The organism is Kitasatospora sp. NPDC097691, assembly GCF_040302665.1.
Classification (GTDB): domain Bacteria; phylum Actinomycetota; class Actinomycetes; order Streptomycetales; family Streptomycetaceae; genus Kitasatospora.
The window spans coordinates 251,823-266,389 of record NZ_JBEORY010000002.1; the positions used below are offsets into that span (position 1 = coordinate 251,823).

Annotated in this window: 12 protein-coding genes; 5 read left to right on the forward strand and 7 right to left on the reverse strand. The window is 74.2% G+C overall.

What is annotated here, in order from left to right:
- The first annotated feature begins 190 nt into the window (after positions 1-190).
- Both ABTY56_RS02540 and ABTY56_RS02545 read left to right on the forward strand, forming a co-directional pair.
- The gene (locus ABTY56_RS02540; RefSeq protein WP_350625704.1) at positions 191-1,519 is read left to right on the forward strand and encodes a preATP grasp domain-containing protein; all 1,329 of its coding nucleotides are present in this window, start codon (positions 191-193) and stop codon (positions 1,517-1,519) included.
- Positions 1,516-2,493 (forward strand): quinone oxidoreductase family protein, encoded by a 978-nt coding sequence (locus ABTY56_RS02545; RefSeq protein WP_350625706.1) that lies wholly within the window; start codon positions 1,516-1,518, stop codon positions 2,491-2,493. The genes ABTY56_RS02540 and ABTY56_RS02545 overlap by 4 nt, the downstream gene beginning before the upstream one ends.
- Positions 2,494-2,613: 120 nt before the next feature.
- On the opposite strand, the gene ABTY56_RS02550 is transcribed toward ABTY56_RS02545, so the two are convergent.
- Genes ABTY56_RS02550 through ABTY56_RS02560 form a run of 3 tightly spaced genes read right to left on the reverse strand, consistent with a single transcriptional unit; the run spans position 2,614 to position 5,402 of the window.
- Positions 2,614-3,144 (reverse strand): MaoC family dehydratase, encoded by a 531-nt coding sequence (locus ABTY56_RS02550; RefSeq protein WP_350625708.1) that lies wholly within the window; start codon positions 3,142-3,144, stop codon positions 2,614-2,616.
- Positions 3,145-3,162: 18 nt separating this feature from the next.
- Positions 3,163-4,398, reverse strand: coding sequence for an 8-amino-7-oxononanoate synthase family protein (locus ABTY56_RS02555; RefSeq protein WP_350625710.1), 1,236 nt, complete (start codon positions 4,396-4,398; stop codon positions 3,163-3,165).
- 2 nt (positions 4,399-4,400) lie between these two features.
- A complete protein-coding gene (locus tag ABTY56_RS02560; protein WP_350625712.1) occupies positions 4,401-5,402 on the reverse strand; it encodes an HpcH/HpaI aldolase/citrate lyase family protein in 1,002 nt (333 codons plus the stop codon).
- 243 nt (positions 5,403-5,645) lie between these two features.
- On the opposite strand from ABTY56_RS02560, the gene ABTY56_RS02565 reads away from it, so the two are divergent.
- Both ABTY56_RS02565 and ABTY56_RS02570 read left to right on the forward strand, forming a co-directional pair.
- Positions 5,646-7,499 carry an nSTAND1 domain-containing NTPase gene (locus ABTY56_RS02565; protein ID WP_350625714.1) on the forward strand — a complete coding sequence of 618 codons (1,854 nt, stop codon included), beginning with the start codon at positions 5,646-5,648 and terminating at the stop codon, positions 7,497-7,499.
- Positions 7,500-8,051: 552 nt separating this feature from the next.
- A complete protein-coding gene (locus ABTY56_RS02570) occupies positions 8,052-9,131 on the forward strand; it encodes an inosamine-phosphate amidinotransferase 1 (protein WP_350625716.1) in 1,080 nt (359 codons plus the stop codon).
- A gap of 62 nt (positions 9,132-9,193) precedes the next feature.
- Here the strand turns inward: ABTY56_RS02570 and ABTY56_RS02575 are convergent, their stop codons facing one another.
- Positions 9,194-9,790, reverse strand: coding sequence for a DUF2867 domain-containing protein (locus tag ABTY56_RS02575; protein WP_350625718.1), 597 nt, complete (start codon positions 9,788-9,790; stop codon positions 9,194-9,196).
- Between the two features lie 95 nt (positions 9,791-9,885).
- Between ABTY56_RS02575 and ABTY56_RS02580 the strand changes: the two genes are divergently transcribed.
- Positions 9,886-10,443: a TetR/AcrR family transcriptional regulator gene (locus ABTY56_RS02580; RefSeq protein ID WP_350625720.1), complete on the forward strand. Its 558-nt coding sequence runs from the start codon at positions 9,886-9,888 to the stop codon at positions 10,441-10,443.
- A gap of 84 nt (positions 10,444-10,527) precedes the next feature.
- Here the strand turns inward: ABTY56_RS02580 and ABTY56_RS02585 are convergent, their stop codons facing one another.
- The 3 genes from ABTY56_RS02585 to ABTY56_RS02595 all read right to left on the reverse strand — a co-directional run bounded on the left by ABTY56_RS02585 (position 10,528) and on the right by ABTY56_RS02595 (position 14,403).
- Positions 10,528-11,124 (reverse strand): hypothetical protein, encoded by a 597-nt coding sequence (locus ABTY56_RS02585; protein ID WP_350625722.1) that lies wholly within the window; start codon positions 11,122-11,124, stop codon positions 10,528-10,530.
- 562 nt (positions 11,125-11,686) lie between these two features.
- Positions 11,687-13,039: an NRAMP family divalent metal transporter gene (locus ABTY56_RS02590; RefSeq protein ID WP_350625724.1), complete on the reverse strand. Its 1,353-nt coding sequence runs from the start codon at positions 13,037-13,039 to the stop codon at positions 11,687-11,689.
- The gene (locus tag ABTY56_RS02595) at positions 13,036-14,403 is read right to left on the reverse strand and encodes a magnesium transporter MgtE N-terminal domain-containing protein (protein ID WP_350625726.1); all 1,368 of its coding nucleotides are present in this window, start codon (positions 14,401-14,403) and stop codon (positions 13,036-13,038) included. Before ABTY56_RS02595 ends, ABTY56_RS02590 begins: the two co-directional genes overlap by 4 nt.
- Positions 14,404-14,567 lie beyond the last annotated feature (164 nt).

The window sequence follows — 14,567 nt, forward strand, 5'->3', positions numbered from 1 at the left end:
GCGGGCCGCCTCCGCACCCGGGCTTAGGCCCTCCGGGGGTGCCCGACTCCCCGGTTGTTCGGCGTTTTGTTCAATGACCGAGGGCCGAACCAGAACAACCCCGGTGCGCTACACCAGTAGCGCACGCCACACCCGTGCCGTGCGAGGGACCAGGGCCGCAACAGCGCCGAACGCCGGGAGAGTCCACCAGATGACGACGCTCTGCATCGCGAACAACCGCACCGAGGAGATGGTCGGGGACCTCACCGGGATGACGCCGCTGGAGCAGCGGTTCGCCGGGTGCGGGGCGCAGCGGATGCTCTGGTGGGCCGAGGACGGCGATGTCCTGGTGCTGCCCTGGGGCCCCGACCCGGAGTACCTGGCGTACGTCACCGGGCTGACCGGCGTGCGGGCCGACAGTCTGACCTTCGTGGTGCCGCCGCCGGGCGCCGAGGGCGACCAGATGCTCACCACCGACCGCCTGGCGGACCCGGGCTTCCGGGCGGAGCTGCGCCGCGTCCTGGCGGGGCACACCGTCGAGGAGGTGCTGGCGATCTCGCCGAACGGCGCGGTGGCCGAGCTGGCGGCCGCGCTCGGCATCGCGCACGCCATGCCCGGTCAGCCGTTCGCCGCGCAGGGCGGCAACGCGCTGGTCAACAGCAAGGCCGGGTTCCGGGCGGTGGCGGCCGGTACCGGCGTGCCGATCCCGCCCGGGCGGGTGGCGGGCTCGCCCGCCGAGGTCGAGGCGGCCGTCGAGGACCTGCTGGCGCAGGGGCACAGCGTGATGGTGAAGGTCGAGTTCCAGGCGGGCGGGTTCGGCAACGAGGTCCTCTGCCGGGACGAGCGGGTGGACGTGGCGGCCGGCGCCGAACGGGTCGTCCCGCTGCCGGACCGCGCGGCGGTGGCCGCGTACGTGGCCGAGCGGTGGACCTGGCTGACCGGCGGGCGCGGCCAACGGGTCGTGGTGGAGCGGTACTTCACCGACTCCACGGCGCTGTACGCACAGTTCCTCATCGACGACGCGGCCGTGGTGCTCGCCGGCTGCGGCGAGATGGTGATGCAGCCGGTGGTGGTCGGGGAGATCACCCCGCCGGTCACCCCGGACACCGACGTCCGGGCCGAACTCGTCGCGCAGGGCGCCAGGTTGTGCGAGGCGCTGCGGGTGATCGGCTACCGCGGCACGGTCAGCGCGGACGCCGTGCTGACCCCCAAGGGCGAGATCTACTTCCACGAGACCAACGGGCGGCTCACCGGCTCCAGCCACCTGCACGACGCCTACTTCGGCCGCCTGCTGCGCGAGGAGCACCGCGACTCGCGCTACATCCTGGAGCTCGCCGGCCTCAAGGTGCCGTCCTTCGCGGCGGCCGTGGCGGCGATCGAGGAGGCCGGGCTGGCCTTCGACCCGGAGACCGGCACCGGCGTGCTCTACAGCTGCGACTTCGCGCCCGCCGACGGCTCGGTGATGTACTGCGTGGTCGCCGGGACCCCGGAAGCCACACGCGCCCTGGAGGCCCGGCTGCTCGCGCTGTTCGCCGGATGAGACCCGAGGCGGCCGTGGACGGGATGCGCGCGACGGTGATCCACCGCTACGGCGGGCCGGAGGAGTTCCGCACCGAGACGGTGCCGGAACCGGAGGCCGGGCCGGGCCGGGTGCTGATCGACGTCACCCTGGCCGGGCTCAACTACGCCGACCTGCACTGCCGCACCGGCGAGTACGCGCGCTACCCGCTGCCGGCGGTGCTCGGCGCCGACGTGGTCGGGCGGCGGCGCGGGGACGGGCGGCGGGTCGCCGCGCTGCTGCGCGCCGGCGGCGGGTACGCCCGGGTGGCCGGCGCCGAGGCGGCGCACACGGTGGAGGTGCCGGACGGCGTCGACGACGAACAGGCGCTCGCACTGCTGGAACAGGGCGCGACGGCGTACGGCGCGCTGACCCTGGCGGGGCGGCTGCGGCCGGGCGAGAGCGTCGTGGTGACCTCCGCCGCCGGGGGGGTCGGGCACCTGGCGGTGCAGCTGGCCCGGGAGCTGGGCGCGGGGCGGGTGACCGCCCTCGCCTCCACGCCGGAGAAGCGGGAGTTCGCGCGCTCGCTGGGCGCCGACGCGGCCCTCGACCCGGCGGAGCCCGACCTCGCCGAGCGGCTGGCGAGGGCGGGCGGGGTGGACCTGTTCGTGGACCTGGTCGGCGGCCCGGTGCTGCGCGCCGGGCTTGCCGCCCTGGCGCCGTTCGGGCGGCTGCTGTCGGTCGGGGCCCGGGGCGGGCCGGAGGAGAGCTTCTCGGTGGACGAGCTGGCCGACCGCTCGGCGGGGCTGGCGGGCTTCTGGCTCCAGCACGTCCTGGCGGACCGGGTGCTGTTCGCCGGCATCGCCGAGCACCTGTTCCGGCTCGCCGCCGAGCGGCGGCTGGTGGCGCGGATCGACCGGACCGTACCGCTGTCCGGGATCGCCGGGGCGCACCGGGCGCTGGCCGCGCGGGAGACCATGGGCAAGGTGCTGGTGGACGTCCACCGCGAGGACTGAGCGGCGGCGGGCGAGCCCGGAGCGGCGGCATGCGCGCCGGGCCCGACAGCGCTCTGTCGGGCCCGGCGCGTGGTCGGTGCCCCGCGTACGGTCGGTGCCGCGGGGACGGCCCGCGTGCGGTCAGTACCCGGCGACCTCGTCCAGGCCGTGGCCGCGCAGCGGGACGAGGAAGCTGCGTTCGAACACCACCACGGCCTCGCCGGTGGACTTCGTCCCGGTGGTGCGGCAGCTCACGATGCCCTGCCCCTCGCGGCTCTTGGACAGCCGCTTGGCGAGGGTCTCGGTCTCCGCGTAGAGGGTGTCGCCGGTGAACACCGGGTGGGTCATCCGGATGTTCTCCCAGCCCAGGTTGGCGATGGTGCGCCCGCTCGTCGAGCGGGCGGTCATCCCGCCGACGATGCTGAGCGTCACCAGGCTGGAGACGATCGGCCGCCCCCAGGGGGTGTGCGCGCTGTAGGCGGCGTCGATGTGCAGCGGGGCGTCGTTCATGCTCAGCATGCTCATCAGCACGTTGTCGAGCTCGGTGACGGTCCGCCCGGGGCGGTGCTCGACCACCTCGCCGACCTCGAACTCCTCGTAGTAGCGCCCGACCACCTCGCGGTAGCGGCGCTCGCCGATCCGCCGGTAGCCGGCGGGCTCGGTTGCGTCCATGGCGGCTTCCCCCAGGTCCTAGAGATCGGCGGTGAGTTCCTTGACGTGGCCGGCGAACTCGCGGATCAGCCGCTCGTCCATGTCGGCGCGCATCATCAGCCGGAGCCCGGCCTCGCCCTTGGGCACGATCGGGAAGAACACCGCGGAGCTGTAGAAGCCGCGCTCGAAGAGCTGGGCGGACAGCTTGACCGCCCGCTCGGCGTCGCCGACGTCGACCCGGCGCACCGGCAGGCCGTTGCCCGCGAAGGTGGTGGGCAGCAGCTCGTCGAAGAGGTCGATGTTCTGGTTCAACTTCGCCTGGAGTTCGGCCAGTTCGGGCGAGCGGTGGATGGCGGCGCTGCCCAGCGAGGCGCCGACCAGCGGCAGCGCGACGTTCTGCGACCAGCCGACCGGGCCGGCGTGCCGGTGCAGGAACTCGAACTGCTCGCGGTTGCCGAGCATCGCGACGCCGCCGCCGGTGCCGAAGCCCTTGCCGAGGCTGGCGACGATGACGGTCAGCGGGTTCATCTCCAGCCGGGAGCGGACGAAGCCCTCGCCGCGCTCGCCCATGATGGACAGCGAGTGGGAGTCGTCGATGTAGAGGAACAGCCCGTAACGGTCCTGGAGTTCGAGCAGTCCGTCGAGGGCCGCCGCGCCGCCCATCGAGTACGCGCCGTCGGCCACGTAGGCGACCCGCGGGTACTTGCGGCAGATGTCCTCCAGGTAGTTCAGGTCGTTGTGCGGGCAGGTCAGCACCAGCGACTCGTCCGCGCAGATCGGCTTCACGTACGCCATGCAGAAGTGGCAGAAGCGGTCGAAGACCATCACCCGGGGTCCGCCGCCGCCCTGACAGTCGCCGTCCAGGTGGCCGGAGGCGATCAGCGGCAGGATGCCGGCGGTGAGCGCGGTGCAGGACGCTCCGGGCAGGATGTGCGCGCCGAACAGCTCGCCCAGCTCCTCCTCCAGGCGCACCAGCAGGTTGTGCCGGATCCGGGTGGTGGAGGTGACCAGCCAGGTGCTGCGGGACTCGGCGAGGGCGTCCACCGCGCCGGCCGCGACCGAGGGGTGGTTGTTCAGGCCCAGGTACGCACAGGAGACCATGTTGGCGAACTCGTGGCCGGTCTCGCGCACGATCAGCCGGTTGTTGGACTCCGAGTCCACCGTGATGCCGATCAGGCCGTTGGCGGCGGCCGCCTGCCAGACCGGGTCGGCGCTGGCCAGCATGGCCTCGGCGTTGCGGTACAGGCGCGGGCCGAGGATGGATTCTTCGGTCATCGTCACTTCTCCGTCGCGTGGTTCGGGGTGTCGGTGGGCGGGTGGCCCGGGTGGTGGCCCTGCCGGTCGCCCGGCTGGTCGCCCGGCGGGTGCTGCGGACCGGCCGGCCGCGGCGAATCGGCCGTCCGGGGAGAGTCGTCGGGCCTCGGCGGGCCGTCGGGCCTCGGCGGGTCGAACTGCTCGATCAGGCGCTGCGAGGCTTCAAAGAACGGCATGCCGACCATCACCCCGTCCACCACGGTGACCGAGCGGCCGTTCTCCAGACCCGCCGCGACCACCCGGCGGGCGCGCGCCAGCAGCTCCTCGTCCGGGCTGAACGTCTCGTTGATCAGCGCGAGTTGGCGCGGATGGACGGCGATCTTGCCGCTGAACCCGAAGTCCCGGGCGAGCCCGGCCTCCCGGCGCAGCCCAGCGAGGTCGGTGACCTCGAAGAACGGCGCGTCCATCGCCTCCACCCCCGCGGCGCGGGCGCTGTTGACCACCCGGGCGCGGGCGTGGGCCAGCGCCTCCCAGGAGAGCCGGGCGCCGACCGCGAAGGCGTAGTCGGCCGAGCCGAAGACCAGCCCGCGCAGCCGGTGCCCGGCGGCCGCGACGGCGGGTGCGTGCTCGATGCCCAGCGGGGTCTCCACGACGGCCAGGAACTCCGTCTCCGGGCAGTCCGGGCCGAGCGCGCCGGCGGCGATCTCGATGTCGCGGGGCGACTCCACCATCGGGACCAGCACGAGGTCCGGCTTGACGCGGTACCGGGTGATGGCGATCAGGTCGCGCAGACCGTCCGGTCCGGACAGGGTGTTGATGCGCACCGCACTGCGCGCGAGCTTGGTCGACGGGAGCGCGAAGAACTCCTCGGCGAGCCGGCGGGCCTCCTCCTTCCGGGCGGGTGGGACCGAATCCTCCAGATCGACCATGGCGATATCGGCCCCGGACTGGTGGCTCTTGGTGTACCGCTCCACCGCCATCGCGGGTGTGGACAGTAGGGAACGGCAGTACCGCGTGAACTTCATGGATGTCTCCGAAGTCAGCGAAGGCTGCGGGTCCCGGTTCTATCCCACCGGCTTTGTTCGGCGCCGTACGGCTGGACATTGAACATCAACTCGGAACAACCGACCCGTACGCACCATTGTTTGACGCCAACCGTCCTGTGCATGATGAATCACCGGGGGATGGACACGAGCCGCGTGCGACGCGCGTCGACTCGTGAGCACTCGAAGGTTCAGGACACCACTTCACCGAAGAAGGGGGGCGTCGTGCCGCGTCGGGAAAGTCCTCTGGACCCCGGGGACGCGCCACTGCTGCGGTTCGCGGGCGATCTGCGGGCCCTGCGGGAGCGCGCCGGAAGTCCGCCGTACCGTCAACTCGCCGTCCGCGCGCACTGTTCGGCGGCCAGCCTGTCGGTGGCCGCGGGAGGTCGGCGGCTGCCCAGCCTCGCCGTCACCCTCGCCTACGTGCAGGCCTGCGGCGGGGACGTGCGGGAGTGGCGGCACCGGTGGCAGTTACTGGCCGCCGAACTGGCCGCCGAGGCCGCCGTCCGGCGGCGCGCCCAGGACGCCGGACGCGCCCCCTACCCGGGCGGTGCGGCGTTCGAGGCGGTCGACGCCGAGCGGTTCTTCGGCCGCGAGGCGCTGCTGGACCGGCTGGTCGCCCTGCTGGCCGAACGGCGTCTGGTGATCCTCGCCGGACCGTCCGGGGCGGGCAAGTCCTCGCTGGTCAGAGCCGGTCTGCTGGCCCGGCTCGGCGGCTCGCCCGCGGTCGCTGCGGCAGCCGGGAGGAGCGGGGCCGCCGGGCGGAGCGGGGCCAGGGGCGGCCCGGGGAGGGCCCCGGCCCCGGGCGGCGGTGTCCCGGTGGCGCTGCTGACGCCCGGCGAACGACCGATGGAGGCGTACGCGCTCGCGCTCGCCCGGCTCGGGCAGCGAGCCGGGGAGGCGACGCGCGACGCGTCCGGACCGACGGGCGGCGACCCGGTGCTGGTGGTGGACCAGGGCGAGCAACTGCTCACCCGTTGCCGGGACGCCGCCGAGCGGGCGCGCTTCCTGGACGCGCTGGTGGCGACGGCCGCGGGTGGTCCGGTCGAGGCCTGGGCCGGGCTGCCGGTGCGGGCGCCGGCCCGCTGCCGGGTGGTGCTGGTGGTCCGCTCGGACCACAGCGGGCCGCTGCTCGCCGCGTACCCGGGGCTGGCCGACGCCGGTCGGCACGGCGTGCTGGCGGTCGGGCGTCCGGCGCCGGACGAGCTGCGGCGGGCGATCACCGAACCGGCGTTACGGGCCGGCTGTACCGTCGAGGGCGCCCTGCTGGCCGTCCTCATCTCGACCGCCGCACAACAGCCGGGCGCACTCCCGCTGTTGTCCGCGGCACTGCTGGAGACCTGGCGGCGGCGCAGCGGCAACGCGCTCACCCTGGCCGGGTTCCAGGCCACGGGAGGCTTCGAGGGAGCGCTGGCCCGGACGGCGGAGACGCTGTACAACGGGCTGGAGGCGGCCGACCGGGCGCGGGCGCGGGCGGTGTTCCTGCGGCTCGGCGGGGAGTTGCTCGGCGGGGAGCTGCCCGGTCCCGGCGAGGGCGCGGGCACGATGGCGCCGGACGACGGGCTGTCGCCCTGCGACGAGCTGGTGCCGGGAGCCGACGAGGGCACCCGCAAGCCCGTCCGGCGGGCCGAGTTCGACGATCCCGGTGTACCGGAGGTGATGGAACGGCTGGTCCGGGCGCGGCTGGTGGTGGTGGACCGGGACACCGTCGAGCTGTCCCACCACGCCCTCCCGCAGGCCTGGCCGAGACTGCGCGGGTGGCTGGCGGAGGGCCAGCAGGCGCTGGGGGAGCAGCGCCGGCTCACCGCGGCCGCGCGGGGCTGGGCGGCCGCCGACCGCGATCCGGAACTGCTCTACCGGGGTGTCCGGTTGGAGGAGCTCAGGCGGCGGGTGGCCGCCGGCGAACTGGCCGCGGCGGGGGTGGAGCGGGCCTTCCTGGCGGCCTCGGAGCGGGCGGCCGCCGCCGACCGGCGCCGGGCGCAGCGGCAGAACCTGGCGGTGGCCTCGGTCGCCGCGGCGGGCGGGGCGCTGCTGGCCCTGGCGGGCGGGAGCCGGATCCGCCGGGCCTGGCGGTGGTGAGCGGCGGGTCGCCCGCCGCGGCGCCCGGCCGCTCCCGCGCGAGCCGGGTCCGGACCGTCGCCCGGGTCCGGACCGTCGCCCGGGTCCGGACCGTCGCCCGGATGCGGACCGTCGCCCGAATGCGGACCGGCGCCCGGGTGGGGAGCGTCGACCGGCCGTTGATCGGCACCGGGACAAGGGAGTTGAACAACGGACGGATCAATCGGTGGTTCGTCGCGGCGGCGTGTTCGGTGCCGATCACGGTCCTTGCGCCGCCGTCTTCCGGCCGGGTAGCTTGACGATCGATCCCGGCCCGTCGAAAGGCGAATTCGGCTGCCCGGCCGGTGATTTCCCGTACGCCGCGCTCGACCGGAGACGGTTCGGCGGGCGATCCGCACCGATGTCCACGGCCGGTTTCCGCGCATTCCCGGGGCCTCGCCCCGCGGGGGGTCCGCGGCTGTTCGGCGCCCACCCGGCCGCACCGTCCTGCCCCACCGCCCGGCCGCACCGTCCTGCCGTGCCCGTCCGGGCCAGAGCAGTGCCCGTCCCTAAAACCCGTGTCAAGGGGGAGTCATGTCCAATTCGGCCCGTCCGGTCCACAGCTGGGACGAGTTCACCACACTGCGGGAGGTCGTGGTCGGCACCGCCGTCGGCGCCCGACTGCCCGAGCAGACCGAGCCGTCCTCCTGGCTGTCCTGCTTCCCGAAGACCAGTGCCGCCGACCTCGCCTCGATTGAGGTCGGCCCCTACTCGCAGCAGGTCGTGGAGGAGACCGAGGAGGACCTGGACGCGCTGGTGGCGACCCTGCGCGGCCTGGGCGTCACCGTCCACCAGCCCGAGGCGGTCGACCACGCGGCCGAGTTCGCCTCGCCGCTGTGGAAGGCCGACGGCGGCTTCCACTCCTACTGCCCGCGGGACCTGACCCTGGTGGTCGGCGAGACGGTGATCGAGGTGGCGAGCCCGATGCGGCAGCGCTACTTCGAGGTCTTCGGGCTGCGCGGCCTCTTCCAGGACTACCTGCGCCGCGGCGCGCGCTGGCTGGCCGCCCCCCGGCCGCAGCTGGGCGACGAGCTCTTCGAGTTCGACGCGGACGGGCTCCCGCTGCTGGGCGAGGCCGAGCCGGTCTTCGACGCCGCGAACGTGCTGCGGCTCGGCCGGGACGTGTTCTACCAGGTCTCCCGCAGCGGCAACGAACTCGGCCTGCAGTGGCTCGAATCCACCCTCGGCCTGCTCGGCGACGGCGGCCTGCGGCTGCACCCGCTGCGCGACATCTACGGCTACACCCACATCGACAGCACCATCGCGCTGCTGCGGCCGGGGCTGGTGCTGCTGAACCCGGAGCGGATCAGCCCGGAGACCGTCCCGGAGCCGCTGCGGGGCTGGGACATCCTGTGGTGCCCGCCGGCCGAGCCCACCGGTGACACGCCCGAGAACGCGCTCAGCGAGAGCTGGATCAGCATGAACCTGCTGATGGTGTCCCCGGACACGGCGATCGTCGAGTCCGGCCAGGAGAGCCTGATCAAGCTGCTGGAGCACTCCGGGATCACCGTCCTGCCGCACCGGCTGCGGCACTCCCGGGTGCTCGGCGGTGGCTTCCACTGCGTCACGCTGGACATCCGGCGCGACGGCGGGCTGGAGGACTACCTGTCCTGATCCGTGCGGGGAGGGGCCCGACCGGCGGCCGTGCGTCGCCGGTCGGGCCCGTCGGCACGCCGTCAGTCCGCTTTCGTGCCCGGGGCGTTCGCCTGCCAGGTGCGGCCGACGGAGCGCAGCAGGGCGGGGTACACCACGAGGTGCCGGAAGGGCTTGACGGCGGCCATGTAGAGGGTGCCGAGCGCCCCGTTCGGCTTCACCAGGACGGCCAGCCGGCCGCGGTACCCGCCCGCTCCGTCCGGCACCCAGCCGAGGTGCAGCACGGCGTGCACGGTCCGGTTGGCCAGTTCGGCGGCCCACTCGTCGTCCAGCTGGTAGAGGGAGACGAACCCGGACGTGCCGAGGTCCGGGCCCCGGGGCCCGTCCCGGAGGTCCGCCGGCAGGCGGTCGCGGAGGGAGGGCGGCCGGGTGCCGGCGCGGGGCTCGTCCCAGCCGAACAGGGCGCCGAGCTTGTGGCGGACGGCGAAGAGCGCCCGGGAGGCGGCGCTGTCGCCGAACATCCCGCCGGTCATCCCCTCGGCGAACTGGCGCACCAGCCGGTCGAGGTCGTCCGGTCCGCCGGGGGTGGGCAGCACCCACACGTCCTCGACCCTGAAGTCGCCGGCGATCCCGTGGATCCGCCAGGGGCGGTCGGTGTGCGCGGTTCGGGGAAGTCTCACGGGCGGACCCCAATCTATACGGTGGCGTATAGATCCAGCATAGGGTCCTTTATACGCTGCCGTATACTCGCTGCCGACGCGAGGAGGAGCACGGCATGGGCGCGATCCGCACGCCACGGCAGAAGTGGATCGAGGAGGGCCTGCGGGCGCTTGTCGCGGGCGGGCCCGAAGCCGTCCGGGTGGAGGTCCTGGCGCAGGCCCTCGGGGTCACCAAGGGCGGCTTCTACGGGTACTTCCGCAACCGGGACGCCCTGCTCTCGGAGATGCTCGACACCTGGGAGCACGAGGTCGCCGAGGGTGTGATCGAGGAGGTCGAGGGCGGCGGGGGCGACGCCAGGGCGCGGCTCGACCGGCTGTTCGCGGTCGTCGCCGCCTCCGAGGGGCCGGTGCGGGGCATGACCGCCGACCTGGCGGTCCGCGAGTGGGCCCGCCGGGACGCGGCCGTCGCCGAGCGCCTGCGGCGGGTGGACAACCGCCGCATGGAGTACCTCCGTTCCCTGTACTCCTCCTTCTGCCCCGACGAGGAGGAGGTCGAGGCCCGCTGCCTGATCACCGTGACCCTGCGCATCGGCAGCCACCTGCACGCCGCCGACGACGGCCGGTACGCCCGCGCGGACGTGATGGCGCGGATCCGGCGGCGGCTGCTGGAATAGCCCGCCGCCGGTCGGCACACGTGGTGACGGGAGCGGGACGCCGGCCCGGCCGACCTCCCGCTCCCGTCCTGCGTCGCGGCCCGCTCAGCCGAGCAGGAGGAACTTGGTGGACGGGACGCCCTGGTAGAGGCTGCAGTCGGTGTTCTGGGTGGTCATGCTGTACGTGAAGCCCTTGGGGACGTCGCAGGCCCAGAGGCCGTTGACCGGCGTGCGGAGGTGGAAGGCGTTGGACTGCACGCCCTGCTGGAGGCTGCAGGCGAGGCCCCAGGTGAGCCGGTCGTAGGTGAAGGCCGGGGTGCCGACGCAGGCGGTGAGGCCGTCGACCGGGGTGCGCAGGTGGTACTGGTTGGACTGGACGCCGGTCTGCTGGCTGCAGGCGAGCCCCCAGGTGATCTGGTCATAGACGAAGCCGGGCGCGCTGACGCAGGCCGTCAGGCCGTCGACGGGGGTGCGCAGGTGGAACTGCGGCGAGTTCCAACTCCCGCCGCCACTACAGGTGCGGTTCATCGACACCTGGTCGTAGACGTACCCGGACGGGACGGTGCAGGCCCAGGCGCCGTCCAGGCCGGTGGTGGTGGCGCTCGCGGGGGTCGCGCCGGCCGCGCCGGAGAGCAGCAGGGCGAGGGCGGCCAGGGCGGCGAGCAGGAGGCGTACGGGGCGGGTGCGTGCGACGGTCGACATGGCTCTCCCAGGGTGGTGGCCGGAAGGGGCGTGACGCGGGAACGCGGGACGCGGAGTGCCGGGCGGGCAAGGGGAGTTGCGGCCCGCCGACGGTTCTCGCACGGTGGAGTCGTGGCGGCATCGTGCCCGCGTCGTGGCCCCGTCGTGCCCGCGTCGTGCCCGCGTCGTGACCCGGTCGGGGCGATCCGACCCGTGGTCAGGGGTCGTCCGCCCGCTCGATCGGACGCGTCGACGGGATCGCCGGATGTCCGGATGTGCAGCGCGGTAGCGTTGAGTGGACGTGGCATGTACGCTGCGTATCGCTGGTTGAACACCATGCGGGCCTGGTTGCCACTCCGTGGGGGGAGTCGCATCCAGGCCCGGGCGCCGGCCAAGGGCCCGGCCGTGCTCGTGGGGGAGCGTCGGCTGGGCCCGTCGGTGGGCTGACCTCGTTATGCCCGGCCGGACGGTGTTTCAGTCATGACAATCCGTCAGAATCTCTGCGCGGGGGTTCGGCTGCCCGCATCGCGGACGACGGTGCGGGCCCCGCCGGCCGCTGCCGGCGGGGCCCGCACGGGCCGGCTCAGCCGAGGCCGAACCAGCCGAGGACGGTCTGGACGAGCAGGATCGTCGACATGGCGGCCACGCCGACGACCACGGCGGTGGCCGCGATGCGGTAGCGCGGGCCGTTGGCGGCCTCGCCCAGGACGGCCCGGCGGTTGGTCAGCACGAGCAGGTAGACCAGGACGATCGGGCTGATCAGGCCCTGCAGGACCTGGGTGCCGATCAGCAGCTGGATGACGTCGACCGGGGTCAGCGCGACCACCGCGCCGAGGGCGATCTGGGCGGTGAACACCCCGAGGAACAGCGGCGCGTCGCGGAAACTGCGGGAGACGGAGCGCTCGACACCGGCCGCCTCGCCGACGGCGTAGCTCGCCGACAGCGGCACCACGGCGCCGGCCAGTGCGGAGGCGCCGATCAGACCGAAGGCGAACAGCAGCTCGGCGCCGTGCCCGGCCACCGGCTTCAGCGCCTCGGCGGCCTGCGCGGCGGACTCCAGGGGGCCGCTGCCGCCGATCGCCGAGGCGGTGGCGATGATGATGGTCAGGCTGATCACGCAGGCGAACACGGCGCCGAGCACGGCGTCGGCCCGGATCAGCTTGTAGTCGGCGGGCTTGGCGCCCCGGTCGACGACTCCCGCGGCGGCGTAGAACTGCATGTAGGGGCTGACGGTGGTGCCGATCAGTGCGACGGCGAGCAGGATGAAGTCCTTGCCGGGCTCCAGGTGCGGGACGACCAGGTGCTCGCCCACCCGGCCCCAGTCGGGGCTGCCGAGCACCATGGCGACGGGGTAGGCGAAGAACGCCAGCGACATGATCAGGAAGATGCGCTCGGCCCACTTGTAGGAGCCGAACAGCACCAGCGACCAGAGCAGCACGGCGGCCGGCGGGACGACCGCCCACTTGGGCACGCCGAGCAGCTCGAACGCCGCGCCGATCCCGGCGAACTCGCTGACCACCAGGCCGGTGTTGGCCAGTAGCAGGCAGAACACCGCGAGGGCGGTCAGGCGCAGGCTGAACTGCTCGCGGATCAGCGCGCCCAGCCCCTTGCCGGTGTGGGCGCCGAGGCGGACCGCCATCTCCTGCACCATGACCAGGGCGACGGTGACCAGCACCATGAAGAACAGCGTGCCGTACGTGAACTGGGACCCGGCGCTGGCGTAGGTCGCGATGCCGGCGGCGTCGTTGCCGGCGTTGGCGGCGACCAGGCCGGGGCCGGCGATCATCGCGACGGCGGCCAGCCGGCGGATGCCCCGGCGGCGGGTCGGGGCGGACGGCGCCGAGGCCGCGTGCGCGACGTCCGGGCTGGTGTCGGGGCCCGGCCGGGTGTCGGGGTCGCGGGTGTCGAGGCCGCGGGTGTCGAGGTCGCGGGTCACTTGAGGAGCCTCCGGAAGTGCAGGCGCCCGCGCTCGGGCAGCAGCGTGTCGAGGATGTCGTCGGCCAGGACGCGGCCGAGCGGGCGGCCGGTGTCGTCGACCACGAGCAGCGAGGTGGCCCGGGCCGCGATCAGGCGATCGGCGGCCTCGGCGAGCCGGGTGTCGGGCGGGACGGTCACCGGCGGCCCGAACTGGGCCAGCCAGGCCACCAGATCGGCGACCACCGTGGTGTCCTCGGCCACGGCCAGGTCGAACAGGGGGAGGTCGCCGAGCAGTCGGCCGTCGTCGTCCAGTACGGCCACCGCGTCGATGTCGGTGCGATGGTCGGCCTGCGCGGCGAGCTCCGCCCGGACCCGGGCGACGGTGTGCGCGGGGCGGGCGGTGACCAGCAGGGTGGTCATCGCGCCGCCCGCGGTGCCCTCGCGGTGGGTGAGCAGGGCGCGCAGCTCGGCCGCCCCGGGCGCGGTCATCCGGGCGAGCAGGGTCTCGCGCTCGCCGGGGTCGAGGTCGCGCAGGGCGTCGGCGGCCTCGTCGGGCTCCATCTCGTCGACCAGCCGGGCGGCGTGCTCGGGCGGGGCCTCGCGGAGCAGGTTCTCCAGCTCGGCGGGCTCCATCTCCTCCAGTGCGTCCGCGGCCTGCTCGGGCTCCAACCAGCCCAGCAGCTGCTGGCGTTCGTGGCGACCGAGGTCCTCCAGGATGTCGGCGAGGTCGGCCGGGCGCAGCCGGTGCAGCGCGGAGCGGGAGGCGCGCAGCCGCACCTCGGCGGGCCCGTGGGTGGCCTGTTCGCCGAACGGTGCGACGGACTGCCAGTCCAGGACGCGCTCCGGGGTCGGGCGGATCTGCCAGCGGCGCGGGCCGAGGCGGCGCAGCAGGGTGGGCAGGGAGACGTCGACGCCGACCAGGACGGTGCGGGCGGCCAGCGGGGCCAGGTAGAGGTCGGCGGCGCGGGTGACCTGCACGCCGTCGACGTCGACGAGTTGATGGTCCAGCACGTCGCGGGCGAGCAGCACCTCACCGGGCCTGCGGTTGAACTCCCGGAGGTCCACGCGGGCGGTGCGCAGCCGTACCCGGCCGGTCAGGATCCGGTCGACGGCGTCGGCGGCGATGAAGGCGCGGCGGCGGCCTATCCGGATGATCAGACCGGTGACGGGCGGGTACGGCTCCGGCCCGTAGAGCCGGGCGACCACGTCGACGACGCGGCCCATCTCCTCGCCGGCCTGGTTGGCGACCGGGCCGCCGATCAGCCCGGCGAGCGAGACCAGCGAGGAACGCACGGCCCGGGAGACCGTGGTGCGGTGCTCGGCGTCGACGGTGCGATCGCGCAGCCGGGCCGTGGCGGACGTGAACAGGGTGGTGGCAGCCATGAGGAAGACCCCCTCGCCCCGGACGGTTCGGGGCATGCGGGCCGCCCGACGGCGCGCCACGGCGTGCCCCGACCGCGCGGGCCGTTCCGGGCGCACGCCGAGGCGTCCCGCGCGGGGCGGGACGGGACGGCGGGGCCGGACCGGGTCGGTCAGGGCAGGAGGGG